20 protein-coding genes are annotated in these 22,519 nt (G+C 65.9%); 19 read left to right on the forward strand and 1 reads right to left on the reverse strand.

What is annotated here, in order from left to right; translation table 11 throughout:
* Nucleotides 1–78 precede the first annotated feature (78 nt).
* From OXG79_13570 to OXG79_13635, 14 genes are all read left to right on the forward strand, one after another.
* Complete coding sequence (locus OXG79_13570) at nucleotides 79–522, forward strand: VOC family protein (protein ID MCY3784791.1); 444 nt, start codon at nucleotides 79–81, stop codon at nucleotides 520–522.
* A gap of 225 nt (nucleotides 523–747) precedes the next feature.
* Nucleotides 748–1,158 (forward strand): STAS domain-containing protein, encoded by a 411-nt coding sequence (locus OXG79_13575; GenBank protein MCY3784792.1) that lies wholly within the window; start codon nucleotides 748–750, stop codon nucleotides 1,156–1,158.
* A gap of 77 nt (nucleotides 1,159–1,235) precedes the next feature.
* On the forward strand, nucleotides 1,236–2,405 hold the full coding sequence (locus tag OXG79_13580) for a SpoIIE family protein phosphatase (GenBank protein ID MCY3784793.1): 1,170 nt from the start codon (nucleotides 1,236–1,238) through the stop codon (nucleotides 2,403–2,405).
* The gene (locus tag OXG79_13585; GenBank protein ID MCY3784794.1) at nucleotides 2,402–2,815 is read left to right on the forward strand and encodes an ATP-binding protein; all 414 of its coding nucleotides are present in this window, start codon (nucleotides 2,402–2,404) and stop codon (nucleotides 2,813–2,815) included. Before OXG79_13580 ends, OXG79_13585 begins: the two co-directional genes overlap by 4 nt.
* A 224-nt stretch (nucleotides 2,816–3,039) precedes the next feature.
* On the forward strand, nucleotides 3,040–4,305 hold the full coding sequence (locus OXG79_13590; protein ID MCY3784795.1) for an ABC transporter substrate-binding protein: 1,266 nt from the start codon (nucleotides 3,040–3,042) through the stop codon (nucleotides 4,303–4,305).
* Complete coding sequence (locus tag OXG79_13595; GenBank protein MCY3784796.1) at nucleotides 4,302–6,497, forward strand: ATP-binding protein; 2,196 nt, start codon at nucleotides 4,302–4,304, stop codon at nucleotides 6,495–6,497. The genes OXG79_13590 and OXG79_13595 overlap by 4 nt, the downstream gene beginning before the upstream one ends.
* Nucleotides 6,498–6,606: 109 nt before the next feature.
* On the forward strand, nucleotides 6,607–7,293 hold the full coding sequence (locus tag OXG79_13600; protein MCY3784797.1) for a DUF2461 domain-containing protein: 687 nt from the start codon (nucleotides 6,607–6,609) through the stop codon (nucleotides 7,291–7,293).
* Nucleotides 7,294–7,448: 155 nt separating this feature from the next.
* Entirely contained in the window at nucleotides 7,449–8,846 is a 1,398-nt protein-coding gene (locus tag OXG79_13605; protein ID MCY3784798.1) for a circularly permuted type 2 ATP-grasp protein, read from the forward strand.
* A gap of 106 nt (nucleotides 8,847–8,952) precedes the next feature.
* Nucleotides 8,953–10,314 (forward strand): ammonium transporter, encoded by a 1,362-nt coding sequence (locus OXG79_13610; GenBank protein MCY3784799.1) that lies wholly within the window; start codon nucleotides 8,953–8,955, stop codon nucleotides 10,312–10,314.
* 82 nt (nucleotides 10,315–10,396) lie between these two features.
* Nucleotides 10,397–11,365 carry an alpha-E domain-containing protein gene (locus OXG79_13615; protein MCY3784800.1) on the forward strand — a complete coding sequence of 323 codons (969 nt, stop codon included), beginning with the start codon at nucleotides 10,397–10,399 and terminating at the stop codon, nucleotides 11,363–11,365.
* A gap of 4 nt (nucleotides 11,366–11,369) precedes the next feature.
* On the forward strand, nucleotides 11,370–12,242 hold the full coding sequence (locus tag OXG79_13620) for a transglutaminase family protein (protein MCY3784801.1): 873 nt from the start codon (nucleotides 11,370–11,372) through the stop codon (nucleotides 12,240–12,242).
* A 54-nt stretch (nucleotides 12,243–12,296) separates the two neighbouring features.
* Nucleotides 12,297–14,522 (forward strand): UvrD-helicase domain-containing protein, encoded by a 2,226-nt coding sequence (locus OXG79_13625; GenBank protein MCY3784802.1) that lies wholly within the window; start codon nucleotides 12,297–12,299, stop codon nucleotides 14,520–14,522.
* A 26-nt stretch (nucleotides 14,523–14,548) separates the two neighbouring features.
* Nucleotides 14,549–15,193 (forward strand): MtnX-like HAD-IB family phosphatase, encoded by a 645-nt coding sequence (locus OXG79_13630; protein ID MCY3784803.1) that lies wholly within the window; start codon nucleotides 14,549–14,551, stop codon nucleotides 15,191–15,193.
* A gap of 1 nt (nucleotide 15,194) precedes the next feature.
* Complete coding sequence (locus tag OXG79_13635; GenBank protein ID MCY3784804.1) at nucleotides 15,195–16,925, forward strand: ATP-dependent DNA ligase; 1,731 nt, start codon at nucleotides 15,195–15,197, stop codon at nucleotides 16,923–16,925.
* 279 nt (nucleotides 16,926–17,204) lie between these two features.
* On the opposite strand, the gene OXG79_13640 is transcribed toward OXG79_13635, so the two are convergent.
* Nucleotides 17,205–17,561, reverse strand: coding sequence for an extradiol dioxygenase (locus OXG79_13640; GenBank protein ID MCY3784805.1), 357 nt, complete (start codon nucleotides 17,559–17,561; stop codon nucleotides 17,205–17,207).
* 119 nt (nucleotides 17,562–17,680) lie between these two features.
* Here OXG79_13640 and OXG79_13645 point away from each other — a divergent pair, with 119 nt between their 5' ends.
* From OXG79_13645 to gatB, 5 genes are read left to right on the forward strand one after another with little or no spacing between them, the layout of a single operon-like run.
* Entirely contained in the window at nucleotides 17,681–18,445 is a 765-nt protein-coding gene (locus OXG79_13645) for an SDR family NAD(P)-dependent oxidoreductase (protein ID MCY3784806.1), read from the forward strand.
* A gap of 2 nt (nucleotides 18,446–18,447) precedes the next feature.
* The gene (locus OXG79_13650; protein MCY3784807.1) at nucleotides 18,448–19,203 is read left to right on the forward strand and encodes an SDR family oxidoreductase; all 756 of its coding nucleotides are present in this window, start codon (nucleotides 18,448–18,450) and stop codon (nucleotides 19,201–19,203) included.
* Nucleotides 19,204–19,252: 49 nt separating this feature from the next.
* The gene (gatC, locus tag OXG79_13655; GenBank protein ID MCY3784808.1) at nucleotides 19,253–19,543 is read left to right on the forward strand and encodes an Asp-tRNA(Asn)/Glu-tRNA(Gln) amidotransferase subunit GatC; all 291 of its coding nucleotides are present in this window, start codon (nucleotides 19,253–19,255) and stop codon (nucleotides 19,541–19,543) included.
* A 39-nt stretch (nucleotides 19,544–19,582) separates the two neighbouring features.
* Nucleotides 19,583–21,052 (forward strand): Asp-tRNA(Asn)/Glu-tRNA(Gln) amidotransferase subunit GatA, encoded by a 1,470-nt coding sequence (gatA, locus tag OXG79_13660; GenBank protein MCY3784809.1) that lies wholly within the window; start codon nucleotides 19,583–19,585, stop codon nucleotides 21,050–21,052.
* The gene (gene gatB / locus OXG79_13665; GenBank protein MCY3784810.1) at nucleotides 21,049–22,515 is read left to right on the forward strand and encodes an Asp-tRNA(Asn)/Glu-tRNA(Gln) amidotransferase subunit GatB; all 1,467 of its coding nucleotides are present in this window, start codon (nucleotides 21,049–21,051) and stop codon (nucleotides 22,513–22,515) included. Before gatA ends, gatB begins: the two co-directional genes overlap by 4 nt.
* Nucleotides 22,516–22,519 lie beyond the last annotated feature (4 nt).

The raw sequence follows: 22,519 nt of genomic DNA on the forward strand, positions 1-22,519 counted from the left end.
TTACAGGTCGAGCTCCCACCGGAACGTTCGTAGTTCGGTACGCTCTGGCCCACCATTCACCAGCCAGAAGGAGCCCCGATGTCCGGCGTGAAGCCCATCCCCGACGGCTACACCGCGATTACGCCCTACCTGATCGTTGAGAATGCGGCTGCGCTGATCGATTTTCTCACGCGGGCGTTCGGAGCGGCCGAGCGGATGCGTCTCGCGATGCCTCAGGGCGGCATCGGCCATGCCGAGGTGGAGATCGATGGCGCGGTGCTGATGCTGTCCGACGCCATGCCGCCGGAGTTTCCGGCTGGCTCGTCGAAGCTTCACCTCTATGTCGAGGATGTGGACAGCGCCTATGCCCAGGCGATGAGGGCTGGCGCGACCTCCCTGGCCGAGCCCGCCGACCAGTTTTACGGCGACCGCGCCGCCCGCGTCGTGGATCCCTGGGGCAACCACTGGACCATTGCCAGCCACGTCGAGGATGTCGACATGGATGAAGTCACTCGCCGCATTGCGGCCATGGAGCAACCGTAGACGGTTCCCTGCGCCCGTGTGATGACCCTCGAAACGGATGGGTGAAGTGCTACCATCCGCGCAGGCTGGCGGAGAGGCGTCATTTTAGATGTTTGAGCATCGCAGGCCGTTATCCGTTGGCGGACTCAGGCTGACCGGTCGGGCATCTCGTTGGGTCGGAGGGCGGTCGACATACCGGGCGCGGCGAGTGCTTGACGGAAGCTTGAGGAGAAGGGGACTACCTCGATGGACGTGGACACCCAGTGGAAAGGGTCGCGGCGAACGCTCTTCCAGGCCACCCGGATAGGATCAGAGGGAATGAACACGAATTGGGAATCGCACGACGGCGCAATTGTTGCCACGGTCGACGGCCGCGTCGACGGTGCCAATGCCCATGAGTTTCAGGAAGCGCTGGAAGCCGTGATCAAGGCGAGCGAAAGCGCCGTGATCCTCGACTTCGAGCAGTTGTCCTACATCAGCAGTGCCGGTCTTCGGGTCGTCCTGCTGGCCGCCAAGGAGCTCCGCAAGCAAGACAAGCAGTTCGCCGTCTGCTCGCTGGCGGGTTCAATCCTCGAAGTGTTCAAGATCAGCGGGTTCGATCAGATCATCCCCGTTCATTCGACGCAGGCCGAGGCAATCGCCGCCGTCACCGCCTGATTGATCGTCGCGCTTCTCCGGGCGCGTTCATCCGAAACCGCATTGGTAGTGCAAGGTAGTCAGATCGGGAATTGGGCATGACGGATCGCCCATGCAAAATCCTCGTCGTCGACGACGAGCCGGACCTCGAGCCGCTCGTGCTGCAGCGTATGCGTCGCAGTATCCGGCGTGGCAAATACGAGTTTGTCTTTGCCCACAACGGAGTGGAGGCGCTCGAGCGTCTGAACGAGGACGACGAAATCGACATGGTCCTCTCGGACATCAACATGCCGCAGATGGACGGGTTGACGCTGCTTGACCAGATTCCCAAGGTCAATCCCAACATCCGCTCGGTGATCATTTCCGCCTACGGCGACATGAAGAACATCCGCACCGCGATGAATCGCGGTGCGTTCGACTTTGTGACCAAGCCGGTCGACTTTAACGATTTGCAAGTGACGATTGATCGGACGCTGCAGCACATGAACGAATGGCGTGCCGCGTTGGCGGCCCGTGACAAGCTGGTCTCGCTGCAAAACGAGCTCGACGTCGCGAGCAAGATGCAGCAGTCAATCCTCCCCAGGAAATTTCCCGTGCGCGACGACTACGAAGTCTTCGCCAACATGGCGCCGGCGCGTAACGTTGGCGGGGACTTCTATGACCTGCTGCAACTGGATGACGGTCGAATCGGTCTGGCCGTGGCGGACGTTTCGGACAAGGGCGTGCCGGCCGCGCTATTCATGATGTCGACGCGTACGCTGCTGAAGGGCGCGGCCATTGGCCACGAAGGCCCAGGCGAGGTGCTGCGCGAGGTCAATGACTTGCTGAACGAGAGCAACGAGTCCGCGATGTTCGTCACGGTCCTCTACGGCGTGTATGACCCGGCGACCCGAGAATTCATCTATGCGAACGGCGGTCACAACACTCCGCTCGTGGTGCACGCCGACGGCAGTTCGACCGAGCTGCCCCTTACCGGCGGCGTTGCCCTGGGCGTGGTGCCGGAGTTGCCGTACGACCAGGGGGCCGTGACCCTGGCCCTCGATGACACCGTGGTGCTCTATACCGACGGCGTGACCGAGGCCATGAACGCGGACGGCGAGGAGTTTGGGGTCGAGCGGCTTCAGGAGACCTTTGCCGCAAGCCCCCCTCAAGACTCTCAGCAGGCCAATCGGACCGTGTTCGAAGCCGTTCAGGCGTTCGCCGGCGATACGCCGCAGTCCGACGACGTCACCTGCCTGGTATTCCGACCTCGTGAGGCTGCGTCATGAGCGCCCGGTTGTCGCTCACGGTTAAGACACAGGCCGAGGAGCTGGCGCGAATCACCGCCGCCGTGGAGGACTTCGGCGAGCAGGAGGAATGGCCGCCGGACCTCGTCTTTCGCGTGAACCTGGCGCTCGAGGAGCTGGGCATGAACATCATGAATCACGGCTATGACGCGGGGCTTCACGAATTCGATATCACGCTCACCTCCGAGGACGATACGCTGACAATCGAGATCGTCGACGATGGCCGGCCATTCGATCCGCTGCATGACGCCAAGCAGCCCGATGTGGGCGCGGCGATTGAAGATCGACCGATCGGCGGGCTCGGCATCTACTTTGTGCGCGAGATGATGGATGAGATGCACTATCGGCGCGAGGACGGCAAGAATCACCTCACCCTCGTGTCGCGCAGATGATCGACGTTGACTGGAGCAGCGATACTCGGCCGGTCTGACGCGAACGACGCACGCGGGCGGGGCACTGTCGACTCACCGCCGAATTGACGATGTCGGACTCCTCAACCAGCACGCCAACCTCGCGCCGGGCCGACCGGGGCGCTGATCGGAATTGCAGCCAACCCGTCGCCTTGGTTCGGCCGCGCGGAACCCGCGTGACGCGCCGACCGGCAACGCGTACGCGAGTGGCACGCGCGACCCTCACCGGAATTCTGGGCATCGCCGCGCTCTTGCTCGGGGTGGTGCTCGCCGGCTGCGACCCCACAACGTCCTCGGACGACGTTCAGCGTCCGACGAGCGAGGCGACGCCTGAAACCGGGCCAGGTACCGCGGCCGTGCCGGCCGGGGAGCCCGGCGTCTCCGGCGACCGCATTCTCTTCGGCCAATCGGCGGCGTTCCGCGGGCCTGCCCAGGAGCTGGGTCTCAATATGCGGCTCGGCATATTGGCCGCGTTTCACGAAGCGAACCAGCAGGGCGGCGTTCATGGACGCCAGATTGACTTGACCTGGCTCGACGACTCATACGAACCGGAGGCTGCCGCCACCAACACGCTTGAGCTCATCAACGAGCAAAACGTCTTTGCGCTCATCGGCGCCGTGGGCACGCCGACATCCCGCTCGGCAACTCCGGTGGCGAAAGCCGCCGGGGTGCCCTATATCGGACCCTTCACCGGCGCTGAATTCCTGCGCGACGCCGCAACCTTGGACAACGTAATCAACATGCGCGCGTCGTACTACCAGGAAACCGAGGAGATGGTGAATCGCCTCACCACCGACCTGGGGGTGACGCGCATCGCCGTGCTCTACCAGGACGACTCCTACGGCCTGGCCGGATTCAACGGGGTGCGGCTGGCGCTGGAACGCCGCGGCATGGAGATGGCCGCGCTCGGCATCTACACGCGCAACACCACCGCCGTAAAGCGGGCGCTGCTCGACCTTCGCCAAGGCAACCCTGAAGCGGTGATCATCATTGGGGCCTATCAGCCCGTCGCCGCCATGATCGCCTGGGGACGTGAGACCGGCTTCGATCCCATCTTCATGACCGTGTCATTCGTCGGCAGCAACGCGCTGGCCGAGGAGCTGGGCGCGGGCGGGGCCGGCGTCTTCGTGACCCAGGTCGTCCCCTTCCCAACGGATGATTCCCTGCCGGTTGTCCGGGCCTATCACCGAGCGCTCGCGGACTACGATCCCGACGCCATTCCCGGCTTCGTGTCCTTCGAAGGCTATCTGGCGGGACGGCTGGCGGTTGCGGGGCTCGAACGCTGCGGCCGCAACGTGAGCCGAGCGTGCCTGTTCGAAAGCTTCCGCAGCTCCGAGCCCTACGACATCGAGGGCTTTCCTCTGAGCTACGGCGCCGGCGACAATCAAGGCTCGGACCAGGTGTTTCTCACCGTCCTCGGCCCTGACGCCAACTATCACCCGGCCGAAACGCTGCGGGACGTGCCCCGATGAACGCGTGGATCCAGCGCCGCCTGGCAAGCCGCTATCGAATCTCCACCCAATTGCTCCTTGGCATCTGGGGCGCCGTCGCGCTGACGGTCGCCGCGGGATTGGTCGGCTGGTTTTCCTTTAATCGAGTCGGTGACGAGCAGAGCCGCGTCAACGAGGGCAGCGTGCCCGAGCTGGCTGCCGCCTTCGGCGTGGCCGACTACAGCAGCACGCTCGTTGCGGCCGCCCCGCGGCTCACCACGTCCCCCACACTCGACGACGTGGCGCGCGTCGCCGTCAGCATCGACGAGGCCTATGGCGCACTCGAGGCGCAGCTGGCCGTGCTCGAGCGCGGCGCCGCCGAAGATGAGCGCGTCCAGCGGATTCGCGCCCACGCCGACTCCTTGATCGCCAACATCGAGTCCATCGAGGCGGATATGGCCTACTACTTCGACCTCACCCAGCGCAGCGCCGCCCTGCGACTCGAGCTTGCCGACCTGCGCTTCCGTCTGGATAGCGTCGTCATTCCCGCCATCGACGACCAGTTTTTCTACGCCATGACGGGCTATCGCAACCTGGGCGAGCCGCCGGCGCCGCGAAATGAGCACTTCTCGGAAACCGAATTCAGCAGCTATCGGCGCTTGGCTGAGATGCAAGCCGATGCCAGCATCGCCGAGCAGCTGCTGGCCTCCGCCTCGATTCTGTCGGAGCCCGCCTTGCTGGAAGCGTTGCGCGAGCGTTTCGAGGCTGCCGCCCGCCGCATCCAGCGCAACCTGGCGGCGCTTGAATCGGACGCGCTGCGCGCCGAAGTTGCGCCGGTCTTCGACCAACTGCTCGAGCTTGGCATCGGCGGGGAGACTGGCTTCGATCTCCTTGCCGCCGAGCTGGAGTTGGTTGCTCGACAGCGCGATCTTCTGGCAAGCAACCAGGAGATCACGGTTGATCTGATCGCGGAGGTCAATGGACTGGTGAGCGCCGCCCAGGCCAGTGTCGAGGAAGCCACTGGCGCGTCAACGCAGGCGATCTTCACCGGCCGCGTCCTCCTGCTGGCCATTAGTGCGGTCAGCGTCACCGGCGCCGTTCTAATTGCTTGGCTCTTCGTCGGTCGCTTCATTTCGAGCCGGCTGCAGCGGCTCTCCGACTGGATGCGGCGCCTCGCCGGCGGCGACCTGGAGACGACCGTGGAACTCAGCGGTCGCGATGAGATTGCGGAAATGGCGGCCGCCCTCGAGGTATTTCGGCAGCACGCGCTGGAGATTCAGCGCCTGAACCTGGTGGAAAAGCTGGCCAACGAGCTCCAGAGCAAGAACGATCAGCTCGAAACGGCGCTCGGCGACCTGCAACGCGCCCAGGACCAAATCGTCTCGCAGCAGAAGCTGGCGGCGCTGGGTGAATTGACCGCCGGCGTGGCCCACGAGATCAAGAACCCGCTGAACTTCGTCAAGAACTTCTCGGAAGTGTCCGAGGAGCTCATCGTGGAGTTGAAAGAGGTGCTTGAAGAAGAAGCCGAGAGCATTAGCGAGGACCAACGCGAATACATCGATGAAATCGCCGGCGACCTCACCGACAATCTCGGGCGCATTCGATCCCACGGCGAAAGGGCCAATCACATCGTCCACGACATGTTGATGATGGGCCGGGGCTCGGGCGACCGGCAGGCCACGGATATCAACCGGCTGCTCGACGAACACGCGCGGCTCGCCTATCACAGCGCGCGGGCGACGGACACGGAATTCCAGCTCGACCTGAAGCAAGACATGGACCCGGAGGTCGGCGAACTCGAGGTCGTGCCGCAGGATCTCGGCCGGGTGTTCCTCAACATGGTGAGCAACGCCTGCTACGCCACCGACGAGAAACGCCGCAGCGGCGCCGACGCCGACGGCGAGCGCTACTTCCCCACGCTGTGGCTCGTGACCCGCCGTGGCGACGAGCACATTGAGGTCCGGATCAAAGACAACGGCATGGGAATGCCTGCCGACATCATCGACAAAATCTTCAACCCGTTCTTTACGACCAAACCGACTGACCAGGGCACCGGGCTCGGTCTTGCCATATCCAGCGATATCGTGCGTCAGCACGGGGGCAATATCCGGGTCGAATCCGAGCCGGGCGAAGGCACCGAGATGATCGTTGAGCTGCCCTTGGAACCGCCGGCGGCCGCGCTGGCCGGAGCCGCCGATGGAGACGGCGCCGCGACCGAGGCGACATCCGTATAGGCTCGCCGACACGCACCAGTCGGTGTCTGGCGGTTGAATGCGCGCGTCGATTGCAAGCGTCCGGCCCAGGAGACGACGCACGAAGACCATGGTGGGAGGCGAGCCTTCGATGACACACGCGCACTTCAGCGACGAGCTGTTCGAGTTCTTGTACGAGCTGCGGTTGAACAACAATCGGGATTGGTTTCAGGCGCAGAAGGTGAGATACCAATCCGTCGTGCTGCGGCCGATGGCGGACTTCGTGGCCGATTTCGGCGCCTACCTGCCGGATATCAGCCCGCACTTCGTGGCGGATCCGCGCACACATGGCGGCTCGATCTTTCGCATCTACCGCGACGTTCGGTTCTCAAAGGACAAGAGCCCCTACAAGACTCACGCCGCGCTGCACTTCCGCCACGAGACGGGCCGCGAAGTTCACGGCCCAGGCTTCTATCTGCACCTGGCGCCGGGGGAGGTCTACGCGGGTGTGGGGATTTGGCGCCCGGCCTCGGAGACGCTGACCAAGATTCGGGATGCCATCGTGGCCCACCCGACGAAGTGGACGGAGGCAATCTCGGACAAGGGATTTGCCGAGGCGTTTGCGCTGGAAGGTGAGTCGCTCAAGCGGCCTCCGCGAGGCTACGACGCCGGCCATCCGCAAATCGACGACCTGAAGCGCAAGGACTTCGTAGCGTCGACGGACTTCACGCAGGAGGACGCCACGTCGCCCGACTTCATCGAACGCTATGCGGACGCATGCCGCACGGCGTCGCCCTTCATGGAGTTCCTGACCACCGCCGTCGGGTTGGCCTGGTAGGCGCGACCGGCCCAAGCATCGCAGCCCGACGGAGTGGCAAGATGAGAGAGTGGCCGTGGATCCGCACCGACCGTGGCTCATCGGGTCTGCGTCACGGATAAGGCGTCATCGTGGATTTCGACACCTACGAACTCGATCCGGCCGTCTACGACGAGATGCTGTTGCCCGACGGCGCCCCCCGAGACCACTGCCGGCCGCTCTACGACGCCCTGCGCCGAATGTCCTCCGAGGAACTCAGCGGCGTCCAGGAACGCGCGACCCGCTCCTTTTCGCATGAGGGCATTTCGTTCACGGTCTATGGCGAGGCCGAAGCCCAGGAGCGAATCATTCCCATCGATTGCCTGCCGCGGCTGCTTTCCGGCGCCGATTGGCGGCTGATCGAGTCGGGCCTCGCGCAGCGGCTCACCGCCCTCAATCGATTCCTGCAAGACGTCTACAACGAGGCCCGAATCGTCGCCGACGGGGTGATCCCCGCGGACGTCATCCGCGGCTGCCCGCAATACCGCATTGAAATGCGCGGCTTCTCACCGCCGCACGGCGTCTGGGTGGGAATCTGCGGCACCGACATCGTGCGGACCAACGACGGGTTTCATGTGCTCGAAGACAACCTGCGCGTCCCGTCCGGCGTTTCCTACATGATTGCCAATCGCAAGGTGATCAAGTCTGGCTTGCGGCGGATCTATCGCGGCGCCAGGGTGCGCGAGGTGGAGCACTATGGGCGCCTGCTGCAGACGACGCTGCGTGAACTGGCGCCCTCCGGTCGCTCCGACCCCTGCATTGCCCTGCTGACGCCCGGGGTCTACAACGCGGCCTTCTACGAGCACATGTTCTTGGCGGGGGAAATCGGCGCGGAGCTGGTGGAGGGTCGCGACCTGGTCGTCAACGACGGCACCGTCTATATGCGCACGACCGCCGGGCTGCGTCGGGTCGACGTGATCTACCGGCGCATTGACGACGATTTCCTCGATCCGCTGGTCTTCCGGCCGGACTCGTTGCTCGGCGTGCCCGGGCTGCTGCACGCTTGCAAGCGCGGCAGCGTTTCCCTGGTGAATGCGCCCGGAACCGGCGTTGCGGACGACAAGAGTGTCTACGCCTACGTGCCCGACATGATTCGCTACTACCTGGGGGACGAGCCGATCCTGGCGAACGTTGAAACGCACCTCTGCCGCCGTCCGGAGAGCCTCGAGTACACGCTCGACAACCTGGAGAACCTGGTCGTCAAGCGCGTGGGCGAGTCTGGGGGCTACGGCATGCTCGTGGGTCCTCACGCGACACCCGCGGAGCGCGCGGCCTATGCGGAAGAGCTGCGGGCCAATCCGGCGGATTTCATCGCGCAGCCGGTGCTCGCGCTTTCCCGCGCGCCGTGTCTCATCGACGGCCGCTTCGAACCGCGGCACGTCGACCTTCGGCCCTTCGTGCTCAATGGCCGCCAGACGCGCATCGTTCCCGGGGCGTTCTGCCGCGTGGCCCTGCGCCGGGGCAGCCTGGTGGTGAACTCCAGCCAAGGCGGCGGCGGAAAAGACCTTTGGGTACTCAACGACCAGGCAAACTGAGGTCGCAGTCCAACAGTGCCGTTAGAAATATTCAGTAGCAATAACTACACTCGCCCCGCCAGCCGTCCCTAGCCGAAGGACCGCCATGCGTGCTGTCGTGAGTTCCATGACCAGACCGTTTCCGCGACGCCTCGTCCTCATTCTGCTGTTGGCACTCGCCATCCCGCTGTTGATACCCAACGTGGCACGCGCCGCGGTGTCGGAAGAGGCGACCTTTGTCTTCAACACGTTTGCGTTCCTGATTTGGGGAGCCCTGGTGATGTTCATGTGCGCCGGCTTCACCATGCTGGAGTCCGGGTCGGTGCGCACCAAGAACGCCTCCATGATCTGCCTCAAGAACATCGGCATCTACTCCATCGCCGGCCTCGCGTACTTCATCATCGGCTACAACCTCATGTACGTGGATGTCGGCTCGGTGATCGGTTCGTTTAACTTCCTCTACGGACCGTCGAGCGCCGAGCTCGATCTGCTGGGCGGAGATGACGCCGCGCTCTCCAGCGTCGTCGCCAACGGCTACTCCTCGATGTCCGACTGGTTCTTCCAGATGGTCTTCGTGGCCACCGCCGCGTCAATCGTGTCGGGCGCGCTGGCCGAACGGGTCAAGATGTGGTCGTTCTTTCTGTTCACGCTCCTGCTCACGGCGTTCATCTACCCCATCGTCGGGGCATGGACCTGGGGCGGGGGCTGGCTGTCCGAGATGGGATTCCAGGACTTCGCCGGCTCGACCATCGTCCACAGTGTGGGCGGCTGGGCGGCTCTTGCCGGAATCCTGGTCGTCGGGCCGCGGCTGGGCAAGTTCCGCAAGGATGGCACCGCCCGACCCACGCCGCCGTCGAACATCCTGGTCGTCACGCTCGGCGTGTTTATCCTTTGGCTCGGATGGTTTGGATTCAACGGCGGCTCGCAGCTGGCCTTGGGTAGTGCCTTCGACGCGGTCGCCATGAGCCACGTGCTCGTCAACACCAACTTGGCGGCGGCGGCGGGCGTCGTGGCCGCCATCGCGATCTCACGCTCGATCATGGGGCGCACGGACCTCTTCGTCGGACTCAACGGCGCGATCGCGGGGCTGGTTTCGATTACCGCGGGCCCTGATATCGTGGATCACTACTGGGCCATCATCATCGGCGCCATTGGCGCGATTCTGTGCACTCTCGGGCTCAAGCTGCTAGAGAAGCTCAAGCTGGACGATGTGGTCGGGGCCGTTCCCGCCCACCTCTTCGCCGGCATTTGGGGAACCTTGGCCGCGGCAATTGCCGGTGGTGCCAGCTTCGGCGTGCAGGTCGTCGGCGTGCTGGCGGTTGGCGCCTTCGTGTTCGTGGTTTCTTACCTCGTGTGGCGCCTCATAGACCTGACGATCAAGGTCCGCGTGTCGCGCCAAGTCGAGCAACTGGGCCAGGACGCCGGCGAGTTGGGAATCGAGGCCTACCCAGAATTCGTCCTCATGCCGGAGGAGTTCGACGAGGACTAGCCCGGTTGGGCGCCCGTCGCACGCAGCGGCGGGCGCCGGCCGGCTGCGGTGACTTCATCGCGGCGAATTTGGTCTGAATCGCATGTTGGTGCGCAGCGCTCAGGGTCTCTACTGGATGAGCCGCTACCTGGAGCGCGCCCGGCGACTCTGCCGGTTGCTGCAGCTGCAAACGGAGTCGCTGGTCGACCGACCCACTCGAGAGATTCACTTCGGCTGGAGTCGGATCTATGCCAGCGTCAATCGTGATCCGCCGGCGGGGCGAATCGAGCTGCTCGGCAGCGACGACTACACCCTGGCCGACTCCTACACCCTGGCCGGCGACTTGACCTTCGAGCGCTCCAATCCCGACTCGGTGTGGAGCTGTTTCGACCAGGGCCGGGAAAATGCCCGCCAGATTCGTCAATCCATCAGCACGCCGATGTGGACCCAGTTGAATCTGGCCTACCTGCGCCTGCAGCAGTTGGAGATGCCGGACATTTGGGCGGTCTCGCCCGAGAGCTTCTACGCCGACACGGTGGCGCAGATCGACACCTTCGTGGGCGTGGCCGCGGCCACGATGTACCGCGGCGAAGGCTGGCGCTTCATGGAGCTCGGTCGATTTGTGGAACGGGCGCAACTCCTTGCCGCACTGCTCTTGGCGCAGCTCGATGCCGGGCAGCATGTCGAAGAGGCCTCCGACGTGGACTGGACCGGCTTGCTGCGCCTCTGCCACGCGTTCGAGGTCTACAACCGCCGCTACAGCGTCGCCGTGCAGCCGCGCCAGGTGCTGGACCTGCTCGTCACTGACCCGCGTCTGCCGGACTCGCTGGGCCGATCGATCGACCGTGCCGCGGAGGAAATCGCTGCGATCGGCCCGGGTCCCGACCCGGCGTCCAGCGGCGCGCTGCAGCGCCTGGCCGGTCGAATCGGCGGCGTGATCCACTACCAGTGGCCCGACCATGACGACTGCCGGGCGCTCCTAGAGCAGGTGCGTACGCACTGCTACGAGCTTCACGATCGGGTGACGGCGGCGTATTTCGACTATGAGATCGAAGACGCTCCCTCGAACTGATCCGATGGCTGGCCCGGCCGCCTACGACATCGAGCACGTCACTCGCTACCGCTACTCCTCGCCCGTCAGCGGATGCGTGATGTCGCTGTGCCTCGAGCCACGGCAGGACGCCGGCCAGCGCCTGCTGCGCTTCGACATCGAAACCGACCCCCCGGCCCCCATGAACGCCGAGGCGGACAGCTTCGGCAACACCAAGCGCGTGCTCAACGTCCACCGGGAGCACCGCGCCCTCGCGATCACTGCCCGTGCCACGGTTGAACAGACGCCGGCGCCCCCGCTTCCGGAATCGCTTGGTGCGGACGCCTGGGAGGAGATTGGTGGGTGGCAGGACTCCTTCACGCTCTGGGACTTCACCCGGCCCAGCGTGCTGACCCGGCCCTCGCCGGCCCTCTCGGCCTTCACGGATCGACTCGGCATTGAACCGGCGGAGGATCCGCTCCACGCCGTGCAACGGCTGTCGAATCTGCTCTACCGAAACCTTGACTACGTGCCGGGAAGCACGACGGCGATATCGCCGGTCGACCACATCCTGGAAACGAGCCGCGGCGTCTGCCAGGACTACGCCCATGCCATGATCGCCATCGCGCGTTCCTGGGGCGTGCCGACGCGGTACGTGTCCGGCTATCTTCATATCGACGATCCCGACGGGGGCGACGCGCCGCAGTCAGCGAGCCATGCCTGGGTCGAGTGTCTGCTGCCCAAGCTTGGGTGGGTGGGCTTTGACGCCACCAACGACCGCCCGGCCGGTCTTGGGCATATCCGGCTGGCGGTCGGACGCGACTATCGCGACGTGGCACCGACGAGCGGCATCTTTCGCGGCGGCGGCGAGAGCCACATCGAGGTCGAGGTGCAAGTCCGGCCCCGCGGAGCCGGATGACGAGCGCCGCGCGCTCATCCCCGGGCAAACAGCCCTCGATTCGTAGAATTGGACATGCAGCGGCCGCCGCACCCCGACGAGCGTTCAGACCCCAACGAGCCGTCGACTGACGGACTGAATCCGCAGCAGCGGACGGCGGTGGAGCACCTGGTCGGCCCGCTGCTCGTCTTTGCCGGCGCCGGCACCGGCAAGACGCGCGTCATCACGCATCGCGTGGCCAAGCTCATCACGCACGGCGTGGCCCCCTGGCACATCCTGGCGGTCACGTTCACCAACAAGGCGGCCAACGAGATGCGTGAACGCATCATCGACCTGGTTGGGGTCTCGGCGGGCGGCGTCAACGTCGGGACCTTTCACGGCCAGTGCCTGCGGATTTTGCGCCGAGACTTTCACCGCATCGGGTGGGAGTCGGATTTCTCGATCTACGACGCGACCGATCAGCTTCGGGCCGTCAAGCAGGCCATGACGGACCTGGGCATGCCGCTGAACACCATCAGCCCGCAGGCCGTGCGAAACGAGATCTCCCGCGCCAAGGACGAGCTGGCAACGCCGCACGAATACGCGGAGCGCGCCGACGGGTTCTTTCAGGAAACGACCGCCAGCATCTATCACCGCTACCAGCGCATCCTGCGGAACGCGCAGGCGGTCGACTTCGGCGACATGATTGCCTACGCGGTCCGGATACTGCGCGAGTCGCCGGATGCGCGAACCGCCTACCACGACCGCTTCCGCTTCATCCTGGTTGACGAATACCAGGACACGAACCGCGCCCAGTACTACTTCGTTCGTGAGCTGGCCGCCGGTCACGGCAATGTGTGCGTGGTCGGCGACGACGACCAGAGCATCTACTCGTGGCGGGGCGCCGACATTCGCAACATCCTGGAATTCGAGCAGCAGTTTCCGGCGGCGTCGGTGGTTCGGCTGGAGCGCAACTATCGCTCGACGAAGCGAATTCTCGCGGCGGCGAACCAGGTGATCTCGAAGCTCGCCACGCGCGCGCCGAAGACGCTGTGGACCGATCGGGACGACGGCGACGCGTTGGGCGTCATCGAGGCCCTTGACGAGGACGACGAGGCGCAGCAGGTCCTGGAGGTCGTGCGCAAGCTGACCACGAATCACCAGGTGGCCCGGCGCGATATCGCCATCATGTACCGCACGAACGCGCAGTCCCGGGCCTTCGAGGAGCTCTTCGTGCGCCTGGGCGTGCCCTACCAGCTGGTCGGCGCGACGGAGTTCTACAGCCGCAAGGAAGTTCGCGACGTGTTGGCGTACCTGCGCGCGGTGGCCAATCCGCGCGACCTGCTGAGCTTCGAGCGCATCGCCAATGTGCCTCGACGCGGGATCGGCGCCACCACGCTGAAGACTCTCCGCGCGTGGTCCGAGCAGACGGGTCTGGCGCCCGGCGAGCTGGTGCGCTGGCTCGCGCAGCAGGCCGACGCGCCCGATGCCGTGCAAGCGGAGGCGCCGCTGCGCGGCCGGGCCCGCCGCGCGCTGACGGAACTGGGTCGCGTCATGCGGAAGCTCGATGCGCTCGCATCCGAGCTTCCGGTGGGTAGCCTCATCAACGCGGTGGTGCAAGAAACCGGCTACGACGACGTGCTGGACAACGACCCGGACCGCCCGGAAGAGCGTTGGGAGAACGTAGTCGAACTGGCGGCGGCCGCCGGCAAATATGACGAGTTTCAGCCCCGCGAAGGCTTGCAGCGCTTCCTCTACGAAGCAGCGCTCGTCTCCGAGGTCGACAACCTGGCCGAGCAATCCGAGGCCATCACCATGCTTACCTATCACGCCGCGAAGGGATTGGAGTTTGGCGTGGTGTTCATGACGGGTATGGAGGAGGAGCTATTTCCTCACATCAGGTCCCAGGACGACCCGGACCAGATGGAGGAAGAGCGGCGTCTCGCCTATGTCGGCATCACCCGGGCGCAGGACCGCCTCTTCATGTCCTATGCGCGGTTTCGGTCGGGGTGGGGGACGCCGGTGCGCTTTCCTTCGCGCTTTCTGAACGACATTCCGCAGGAGCATTTGGTGTATGAGCGCCGCCTGAACGAGCAGCCGGGCATTCCGTCCGCCGGACTGGTGACCTCGCAGGCCGAGCCGCAGGCGCCGACGGAGCGCACGTTCCGGGACGGCCAGAAGGTGCGGCATCGCGTGTTTGGCGACGGCCTGGTCGTGGCCGGCAAGGTCACGCGCTTTGACGAAGAGGTGACGGTCATGTTCGAAACCGAAGGCCTCAAGCACCTGGCGGTCAACATGGCCAACCTGGAGGCCCTCAACTGAGCAGCGCGTTTGCCGGGTGGACCTTCATCTTCGACTTCGACGGCACGGTGAGCCCGGCGGACATGGGCCACGTCATCTTCGATGCGCTGGCAACCCCGGAGTGGAGGGTCATCGACGACCGTTGGATCCGGCGCGAGATTCCCACCAGCGTGCGGGCCCGCGCCCAGTTCGATCTGGTGGATCCCGACCTCAGGGCCATGCACCGGCTCATCGACCGGCAGGCGGTCGATCCCGCCTTTCCGGCGTTGGCGCGCGGCCTTCAGAGTGACGGCGCCGAAGTGCAAATCGCGAGCGACGGTTTCGGCTTCTATATCAGCCGAATGCTTGCGGCAGCCGGTCTGGCCGATCTGCCGGTGGACTCGAATCGTCTCGAGGTGCGCCGCGGCGCCATCGTGCTCGAGTTTCCCTACGAGCAGGACGGCTGCGGGCACTGCGGCATGTGCAAGGCCCTGCCGGTGCGGCGGGCAAAGGCGCGCGGGCGTCGTGCGGTGTATGTGGGAGACGGCTACTCGGACCGTTGTGCGGTGACCGAGGCCGACGTGGTCTTCGCCAAGGATAGCCTCGCGGCTCATTGCCGGGCCGAGGGCATTCCTTACCATGCCTTCGCCAGTCTTGCCGACGTTCAGGCCTGGGTGTCACACCGAACGCAGGTCGGCGAGAGCCGCCGCTGACATGACCTTCCGCGAGCTTGCCGTCATCTTCGAGCGCCTGGATGAGATCAGCGCGCGCAACGCCATGATCGACATCCTGGCGGAGGTTTACGGCACTGTTGGGCCGGATGAAGCGGCCCAGGTGACCTATCTGATTCAAGGCCGCCTGGTGCCGAAGTTCGTCGATCTCGAATTCGGCGTCGCCGGACGCCTCATGATCGAGGCGCTGGCGCAGGCGTTCGACCGGGACCACGCGGAGGTCGAGTCCGTGTCGCGAGAGACGGGCGATCTCGGCACGGCGGCGGAGCGGCTGACGAGCCACGAGGGCGGCGACCTTTCGGTGGGCGAGGTATTCGCTCGGCTGCGCGAAGTGGCCGAGGCCGAGGGACCGGGATCCCAGGAGCGCAAGGTGCAGGGCATCGCCGCCATCCTCCAGGAGCTGGACGCGCGCTCGAATCGCTACCTGCCGCGGATTCCGCTGGGTCGCCTGCGACTTGGAGTGGGCGATCCCACGGTGATGGACGCGCTCTCAGTGGCCAAGGTGGGTGACAAATCCGAGCGCAAGGTGATCGAGCGCGCCTACAACCTGACCAGCGACCTGGGATTGGTCGCCCACGACTACGTCGCCGAAGGTCGCGCCGCCATGGAAGCGGTTGACGTGCGCGTGGGCTATCCCGTGCGCATGGCCCAGGCCGAGCGTCTCTCCAGCGGCGCCGAAATCGTCGAGAAGATCGGGCGCGCGGCGGTGGAGGCCAAGTACGACGGCTTTCGGGTGCAGATTCACCGCGACGGGACCACAGTCAGCATCTACAGCCGCAACCTGGAGGACATGACGGGTATGTTTCCCGAGGTCACGGAATCCGTGCTGGCGCAGGTGCGCGCCGACCAGGCGATCTTCGAGGGCGAAGCGATGGGCGTGGACCCGGACAGCGGAGAGTTTCTGCCGTTCCAGGTCACCGTGTCACGCAAGCGCAAGCACGGAATCGAAGAAGCGGCGGCCACCATGCCCCTCACCGTGCAGGCGTTCGACGTGCTCTACGACGGCGAAGACGTGACCACGCTCCCATTCAACGAGCGCCGCCAGCGGCTGCAAGCGCTGATCGCACCCGGCGACGGCATCGTGGTGTCGGACGTGCTCGAAACCGAGGATCCGGAAGCCATCGATCGATTCTTCGGCGCGCAGGTGGACGCGGGCCTCGAAGGCGTGCTCGCCAAGCGGCTGGACGCGCCCTACGAGGCGGGCAAGCGCAACTTCAATTGGATCAAGCTCAAGCGCAGCTACTCGGCGGCGCTCAACGACACGCTCGACTGCGTGCTGATCGGCTACTGGCGCGGTCGCGGCAAGCGCGCCGCCTGGGGCATCGGGGCGCTGCTAAGCGCGGTGTGGGATCCGGAAAGCGAGACCTTCAAGACCATCGCGCGCATCGGCACCGGATACTCGGACGAGGAATGGGTCCGCATTCGCGAGATGCTGGACGCGCACGCGGTGCCCGAGCAACCGGCATCCGTGGACTCACACGTGACGCCGGACGTGTGGAGCACGCCCACCCATGTGGTCGAGGTGCTGGCCGACGAAATCACCCTGAGCCCCACCCACACCGCCGGTCGCAGCGAGACCCAGCAGGGCATGGCGCTGCGCTTCCCGCGCGTGCTGAACTTCGTGCGCGAGGACAAGGACCCCACCGACGCCACCACGGTTGCCGAAGCCAGGGCCATGTTCGAGCAGCAGACGGGCAAGGCCGGCGGAGGCTGAGGTCGTTTCGCCGCCCAAGTCCGTACGCCGTGAGACACCGGAAATGTCATTCCGAACGCAGTGAGGAATCTAAGGACGTTGTGCCTTCTCCCTGCTCCCTAGATTTCTCGCTTCGCTCGAAATGACAAGAGAGAGGCGCGAGTGCTCGGCGCCCGGTGGCCCGCGCTGCGTGCAGCGTGGGACCGGCCGCCGTTCGTGGTGAGCCTGTCGAACCATGGACGGCGCCCTTCGACTGCGCTCAGGGCGAACGGAGCCTAGTTGTGCCCGATGGCCCGCCGCCTACCCCACCGGTTCGATCACGAGCGGATGCTTCGGCTGGTAGATGCCGATCCAGGCGTCGCCCGGAACCTCGATCCGAGTCGCAATGCCCCACTCTTCCTCATGGATCGGCTCGACCAGCTTGACGCCCTTGGCTTGCAGCCTCGCCACTGTGGCATGAAGGTCGTCGCACAGCAGGTGCAACTCGTGGTCGCGGTCGCCATCCTCCGGATGCAGCCCGACCTCCGTGGGCGGCAGCGCGAAGACTAGCCATCCGTCGCCGGCGTTGACCCAGGGGAACTCGAGCACGTCGCGAAAGAAGGCCCGCGCGGCCTCGGCGTCCTTGGTGAAGATCAGTGAGTGGACTCCGATGAACATTGGTAGTTCTCCGACTCGTCGGACGGCGTTTCCATCTTGCCCGACAGATGGGGTTCGCTCCCCACGGTCTGAGTGGCATTCAAGCTAGGCTGGACCCGCACGGCGCCATGGAGCGGCAGATGTCTCTTCTTGACGGCTTTCGGCTTGACGGCCGCCGCGCGCTGGTCACCGGCGCCAGCCGTGGAATCGGGCGGTCCATTGCCGAGGCCTTCGCGGAGGCGGGCGCGGACGTGGCGCTTGCCGCGCGCACGGTGCCCGACCTCGAAACGGTTGCCGCGGCGGTCGAATCGCGCGGCCGCCGCGCGGTCGTGCTGCCGCTCGACGTGCGCGACGTGGCGGCCGTCGAAAAGGCCGTCGCCAAAGCGGCCGAAGCCTTGGGCGGCCTGGACATCCTGGTGAACAACGCGGGGGTCTACTTCCATGCGACCGTCGACGACCTCACGCCGGAGCAATTCCAACTGGTGCTCGACGTCAACCTGCGGGCCGTCGTGTTCGCCATGCAGGCGGCGCGACCGCTCATGCGGGCGGGCGGCGGCGGCGTGGTCATCAACATCAGCTCGGTTGCCGCGGAGAAAGGTTCGCCCAACGTCTACGGCGCCAGCAAGGCGGCGCTGGAGAGCTTCACCCGCAGCGCCGATCGCGATTGGGCGCTGGACAACATCCGCTGCGTGGCGATCGCGCCGGGGATGATCGACACGGACATGGAGGCGGAGTTCCTCGCCGACCCGGCGCGCATCGATCCGGTGATCGCGACCACCGCGCGCCGCCGCGTGGCCCAGCCGGACGAAGTCGCCGCCGCCGCGGTCTTTCTCGCCTCGCAAGCGGCCGACTTCATCAGCGGCGCCGTGCTCAACGTCGACGGCGGCCGCAGCGCGAACTACTAGCCGTGAACGATGCATTCTCGCTTGCCGGTCGCCGGGCGCTGATCACCGGCGCGAGCCGCGGCGTCGGTCGCGGGATCGCCCTGGCGTTCGCCGAGGCCGGCGCCGACGTGGCCCTTGCGGCGACCGACTCCCGGAAGCTGAACGATGTCGCCGCCGACGCCCGACGGTGCGGAGTTGCCACGCACCCGATCACCGTCGACCTCTCGGACGTTGATGCCGTCTTGAACATGGTCGATCAGGCGCACTCCGCTTTGGGCGGACTGGACGTGCTGGTCAACAACGCGGCGGTCCACGGCGGGGATGCCAGCACCGACACCTCGGTCGAGGAGTTCGAGCGCCTCGTGAACGTCAACCTGCGAGCGCCGGTGTTCGCGGCGCAGCGGGCGGGAACGTACATGCGGGCCGCGGGCCGCGGCGTGATCATCAACATCGGCTCGACGGCCTCGGTACGCGGCCTGGGGGTTTACGGTGCGGTCAAGGCCGGGCTCGAATCATTCACCGAGGGGCTGGCCCGAGCGTGGGGGCCCGACGGCATTCGCGTGGTGGCGATTCAGCCGGGACTCATCAGCACCGACGCGACGGCGTCCCTGGAGCAGGACCCCGAACGGCTCGAACGCTTCCTGAGCCAAACGCACTTGCGGTGCATTGGGCAACCTCGTGACGTGGCCGGCGCGGCCGTGTTTCTGGCCTCGGACGCGGCCAGCTTCATCACGGGTGTCGTGCTTCCGGTCTCGGGTGGTCGCGTCTACAAGCTCTAAACAGCCCAACCCCTATAATTCGGTTCGGTTCGCCCAACCCGATTTCCCCATGATCGACCGCGAGCAAGTGGTGCATGTCGCGGCCTTGGCGCGTCTGGCGCTGTCGGAGGCCGAGATCGACCGCATGCAGGCCGACCTGCAGCAGATCCTGCAGGCATTCGAGGCGCTCAATGCGCTAGACGTTTCCGACGTGTCTCCAACGGCGCAGGTGATTCCGCTCGCCACCGTCGAGCGACCGGATGAAACCGAGGCGCCACTCTCGCGCGACGACGTGATGCGCAACGCGCCGAGAGTCGAGCGGGACCAGATTCGCGTTCCCGCCGTGCTTCCGGAGGAGTAGCGGGCGTGCCTGACTGCCGGGCCGGCAGGGAGTCGTCGCATGGCTAACGATCTCTTCCGGCTCACCGTCACCGAAGCGGGGGACGCGCTGGCGGCCGGAGACACTTCCTCGGTCGAACTCACTCGCAGCGTGCTGGACCGCATCGACGCCGTCGACGCGCGCACCGGCGCCTATTTGCGGGTGACGGCCGATGCCGCGCTGGCTCAAGCCGAGGCGGCGGATGCTCGGCGTGCACGCGGCGACGCCGGACCGCTGCTGGGCATCCCGCTGGCGATCAAGGACGTGCTCTGCACCGACGGGGTCGCCACCACCTGCGCCTCGCGCATCCTCGAAGGCTTCGTGCCGCCGTTCGACGCCACGGTCGTCGCGCGGCTCAAGGCCGCCGGCGCCGTGCTCGTGGGAAAGACGAACATGGACGAGTTCGCCATGGGCTCGTCGAATGAAAACTCGGGGTACCACCCGGTGCGCAATCCGTGGGACCTTTCCAAGGTCCCGGGGGGATCGAGCGGCGGATCCGCGGCAGCGGTGGCGGCGGACGAGTGTCTGGCCGCGCTTGGCTCCGATACGGGCGGGAGCGTGCGGCAGCCCGCGGCGCTGTGCGGCTGCGTGGGCCTCAAGCCGACCTACGGTCGCGTGTCGCGCTACGGGCTGGTGGCGTTCGCGTCCTCGCTCGATCAGGTCGGACCGCTCACGAAATCGGTACGCGACGCCGCCGTGCTCCTCGCGGCCACTGCCGGACACGACCCGCGCGATGCCACCTCACTGCCGGAGCCGGTGCCCAACTTCGCGGCGGAGCTCGACGGCAGTGTCGAGGGACTGCGCGTGGGCGTGGCGCCCGAGTATTTCGGTGAGGGCATTGACGCGGGCGTGGCCTCGGCGGTTCAGGATGCGATTGGCGCCCTGGAAGCCAACGGCGCGGAGGTTTGCGAAATCACGCTGCCTCACACCGAGTACGCGCTGCCGGTCTACTACGTCATCGCCCCCTCCGAGGCCAGCGCGAACCTGGCTCGCTACAACGGCGTCAAATACGGGCTGTCGGACCCGCAGGCCGACGACGTGGACGAGATGATGGCCACGGTGCGCGCGCAGGGCTTCGGCGCCGAGGTCAAGCGGCGCATCATGCTTGGAACGTTTGCGCTCTCTTCCGGCTACTACGACGCCTACTACCTGCGCGCCCAAAAGGTGCGCACCCTTATCAAGCAGGACTTCGACACGGCCTTTGAGGCGGTGGACGTGATCGCCGCACCAACCTCGCCGACCGCGGCCTTCGACCTCGGTGGGCGGACCGCTGATCCGTTGGCGATGTATCGCGCCGACGTGCTCACCCTGCCCGCGTCGCTTGCGGGCCTTCCGGCCATCAGCGTGCCGTGCGGATTCGTGGACGGATTGCCGGTGGGCCTGCAGCTCATCGCGCCGCCGCTGCACGAGGTGCGCCTGCTGCGCGTGGCCGACGCCTATGAGCGACTTCGGCCGGCGACGCCGGCGCCGCGGCAGGCGGTGGAGGCATGACGATGCCCTCCGGCTACCGCGTGGTTATCGGACTCGAGACCCACGTGCAGCTCAAGACGGCCAGCAAGATGTTTTGCCGCACCAGCGCGGCGTATGCGTCCGCGCCGCCAAACACCCTGGTGTGCCCGGTATGCCTTGGCATGCCGGGCGTCCTGCCGGTGATCAATGCGGCCGCCGTCGATCTCACGATCATGACGGGGCTCGCCCTGCACAGCGAGATTCCCCCGCACGCCAAATTTGACCGGAAGAACTACGCGTATCCGGATTTGATGAAGTGGTACCAGATTTCGCAATACGACCTGCCGCTGTGCGTCGGCGGCTGGCTGGAAGTCGCGGCCAACGGCGAGACCCGGCGCATCCGCATCACCCGCGTTCACCTGGAGGAGGACACCGCCAAGCTGACGCACGTGGTCGGCGACGACGGCCAGCCGGCGAGCTTGATCGACGTGAATCGCTCCGGCGTGCCGCTGATGGAGATCGTCACCGAGCCGGACATCACCAGCGCGGAAGAGGCGATGGCCTACGGCCTCAAGCTGCGCAACATCTTGCGCTGGCTGGGCGTGTCCACGGCCAACATGCAGGACGGCGCGCTGCGGATCGACGCCAACGTGTCCGTGTGGCCGATCGGCGCCGAGGTCGGCAATACGAAGGTCGAGGTCAAGAACATGAACTCGTTCCGGGCGCTGGGCCAGGCGCTGGACTACGAGATCGAACGCCAGATAGACCTCTTGGAGCGCGGCGAGCGGCTGGAGCAGGAAACGCGGGGTTGGGACGAGAGCGACGCCCGCACCGTGTCCCAGCGCACCAAGGAATATGCCCACGACTACCGCTACTTTCCGGAGCCCGATCTGCCGCCACTCGAGATCACGCGCGAGCGCGTGCAGCGACTGACGAAGCAAATGCCGGAGCTTCCCGATGCCGTTCGGCAGCGGCTGGTGGACGAGCTTGGCGTCACTTCAGCGGACGCCGACGAGCTGATCGAGGACCGTGACCTCGCCGCCTACACCCTCGACGTCATCGAGCGTCATGCCGGAGGGGCGGCGGAGGTCGTGACGTGGGTGCTCCAGGACGTGCGACGGTTGCTCAATGCGCGGGAGCTGGGGTCCGACGGCATCCCCATTTCCGCGGCCGCGATGGCGCAGCTGTTGGCGCTGCGAGCCCAGGGCGATCTGAGCAGCACGATGGCCGGCACGGTGCTCGAGGAGATGTTCGCTACCGGGAAGTCATTGGAAGAGGTCGTGGCTGCCCGCGGCCGGCAGATCAGCGATAGCGATGCGTTGGTGGAAATCGCCCGCGAGGTCATGGCCGCCAACCCGCAAGCGGTCGCGGACTACCATGCAGGGAAAGATCGCGCAGTTCAATTCCTGATGGGCCAGGTCATGCGGCAAACACGCGGACAGGCCAATCCGGGCAAGGTGACCGAGTTGCTGCGCGCGGAGCTAAGCCGCGACCGCGGCGCGTGAGGTG

The organism is Chloroflexota bacterium (genome assembly GCA_026706485.1).
GTDB lineage: Bacteria > Chloroflexota > UBA11872 > UBA11872 > UBA11872 > JAJECS01.

Bases quoted from the DNA above. Each gene is read 5' to 3' on its own strand.
- gatC (MCY3784808.1), top strand. From the start codon at position 19,253: ATGATCGACCGCGAGCAAGTGGTGCATGTCGCGGCCTTGGCGCGTCTG.
- gatA (MCY3784809.1), top strand. From the start codon at position 19,583: ATGGCTAACGATCTCTTCCGGCTCACCGTCACCGAAGCGGGGGACGCG.
- OXG79_13615 (MCY3784800.1), top strand. From the start codon at position 10,397: ATGTTGGTGCGCAGCGCTCAGGGTCTCTACTGGATGAGCCGCTACCTG.
- OXG79_13595 (MCY3784796.1), top strand. From the start codon at position 4,302: ATGAACGCGTGGATCCAGCGCCGCCTGGCAAGCCGCTATCGAATCTCC.
- gatB (MCY3784810.1), top strand. From the start codon at position 21,049: ATGACGATGCCCTCCGGCTACCGCGTGGTTATCGGACTCGAGACCCAC.
- OXG79_13580 (MCY3784793.1), top strand. From the start codon at position 1,236: ATGACGGATCGCCCATGCAAAATCCTCGTCGTCGACGACGAGCCGGAC.
- OXG79_13605 (MCY3784798.1), top strand. From the start codon at position 7,449: ATGCTGTTGCCCGACGGCGCCCCCCGAGACCACTGCCGGCCGCTCTAC.
- OXG79_13640 (MCY3784805.1), bottom strand. From the start codon at position 17,561: ATGTTCATCGGAGTCCACTCACTGATCTTCACCAAGGACGCCGAGGCC.
- OXG79_13585 (MCY3784794.1), top strand. From the start codon at position 2,402: ATGAGCGCCCGGTTGTCGCTCACGGTTAAGACACAGGCCGAGGAGCTG.
- OXG79_13625 (MCY3784802.1), top strand. From the start codon at position 12,297: ATGCAGCGGCCGCCGCACCCCGACGAGCGTTCAGACCCCAACGAGCCG.
- OXG79_13645 (MCY3784806.1), top strand. From the start codon at position 17,681: ATGTCTCTTCTTGACGGCTTTCGGCTTGACGGCCGCCGCGCGCTGGTC.
- OXG79_13635 (MCY3784804.1), top strand. From the start codon at position 15,195: ATGACCTTCCGCGAGCTTGCCGTCATCTTCGAGCGCCTGGATGAGATC.
- OXG79_13620 (MCY3784801.1), top strand. From the start codon at position 11,370: ATGGCTGGCCCGGCCGCCTACGACATCGAGCACGTCACTCGCTACCGC.
- OXG79_13575 (MCY3784792.1), top strand. From the start codon at position 748: ATGGACGTGGACACCCAGTGGAAAGGGTCGCGGCGAACGCTCTTCCAG.
- OXG79_13600 (MCY3784797.1), top strand. From the start codon at position 6,607: ATGACACACGCGCACTTCAGCGACGAGCTGTTCGAGTTCTTGTACGAG.
- OXG79_13570 (MCY3784791.1), top strand. From the start codon at position 79: ATGTCCGGCGTGAAGCCCATCCCCGACGGCTACACCGCGATTACGCCC.
- OXG79_13610 (MCY3784799.1), top strand. From the start codon at position 8,953: ATGACCAGACCGTTTCCGCGACGCCTCGTCCTCATTCTGCTGTTGGCA.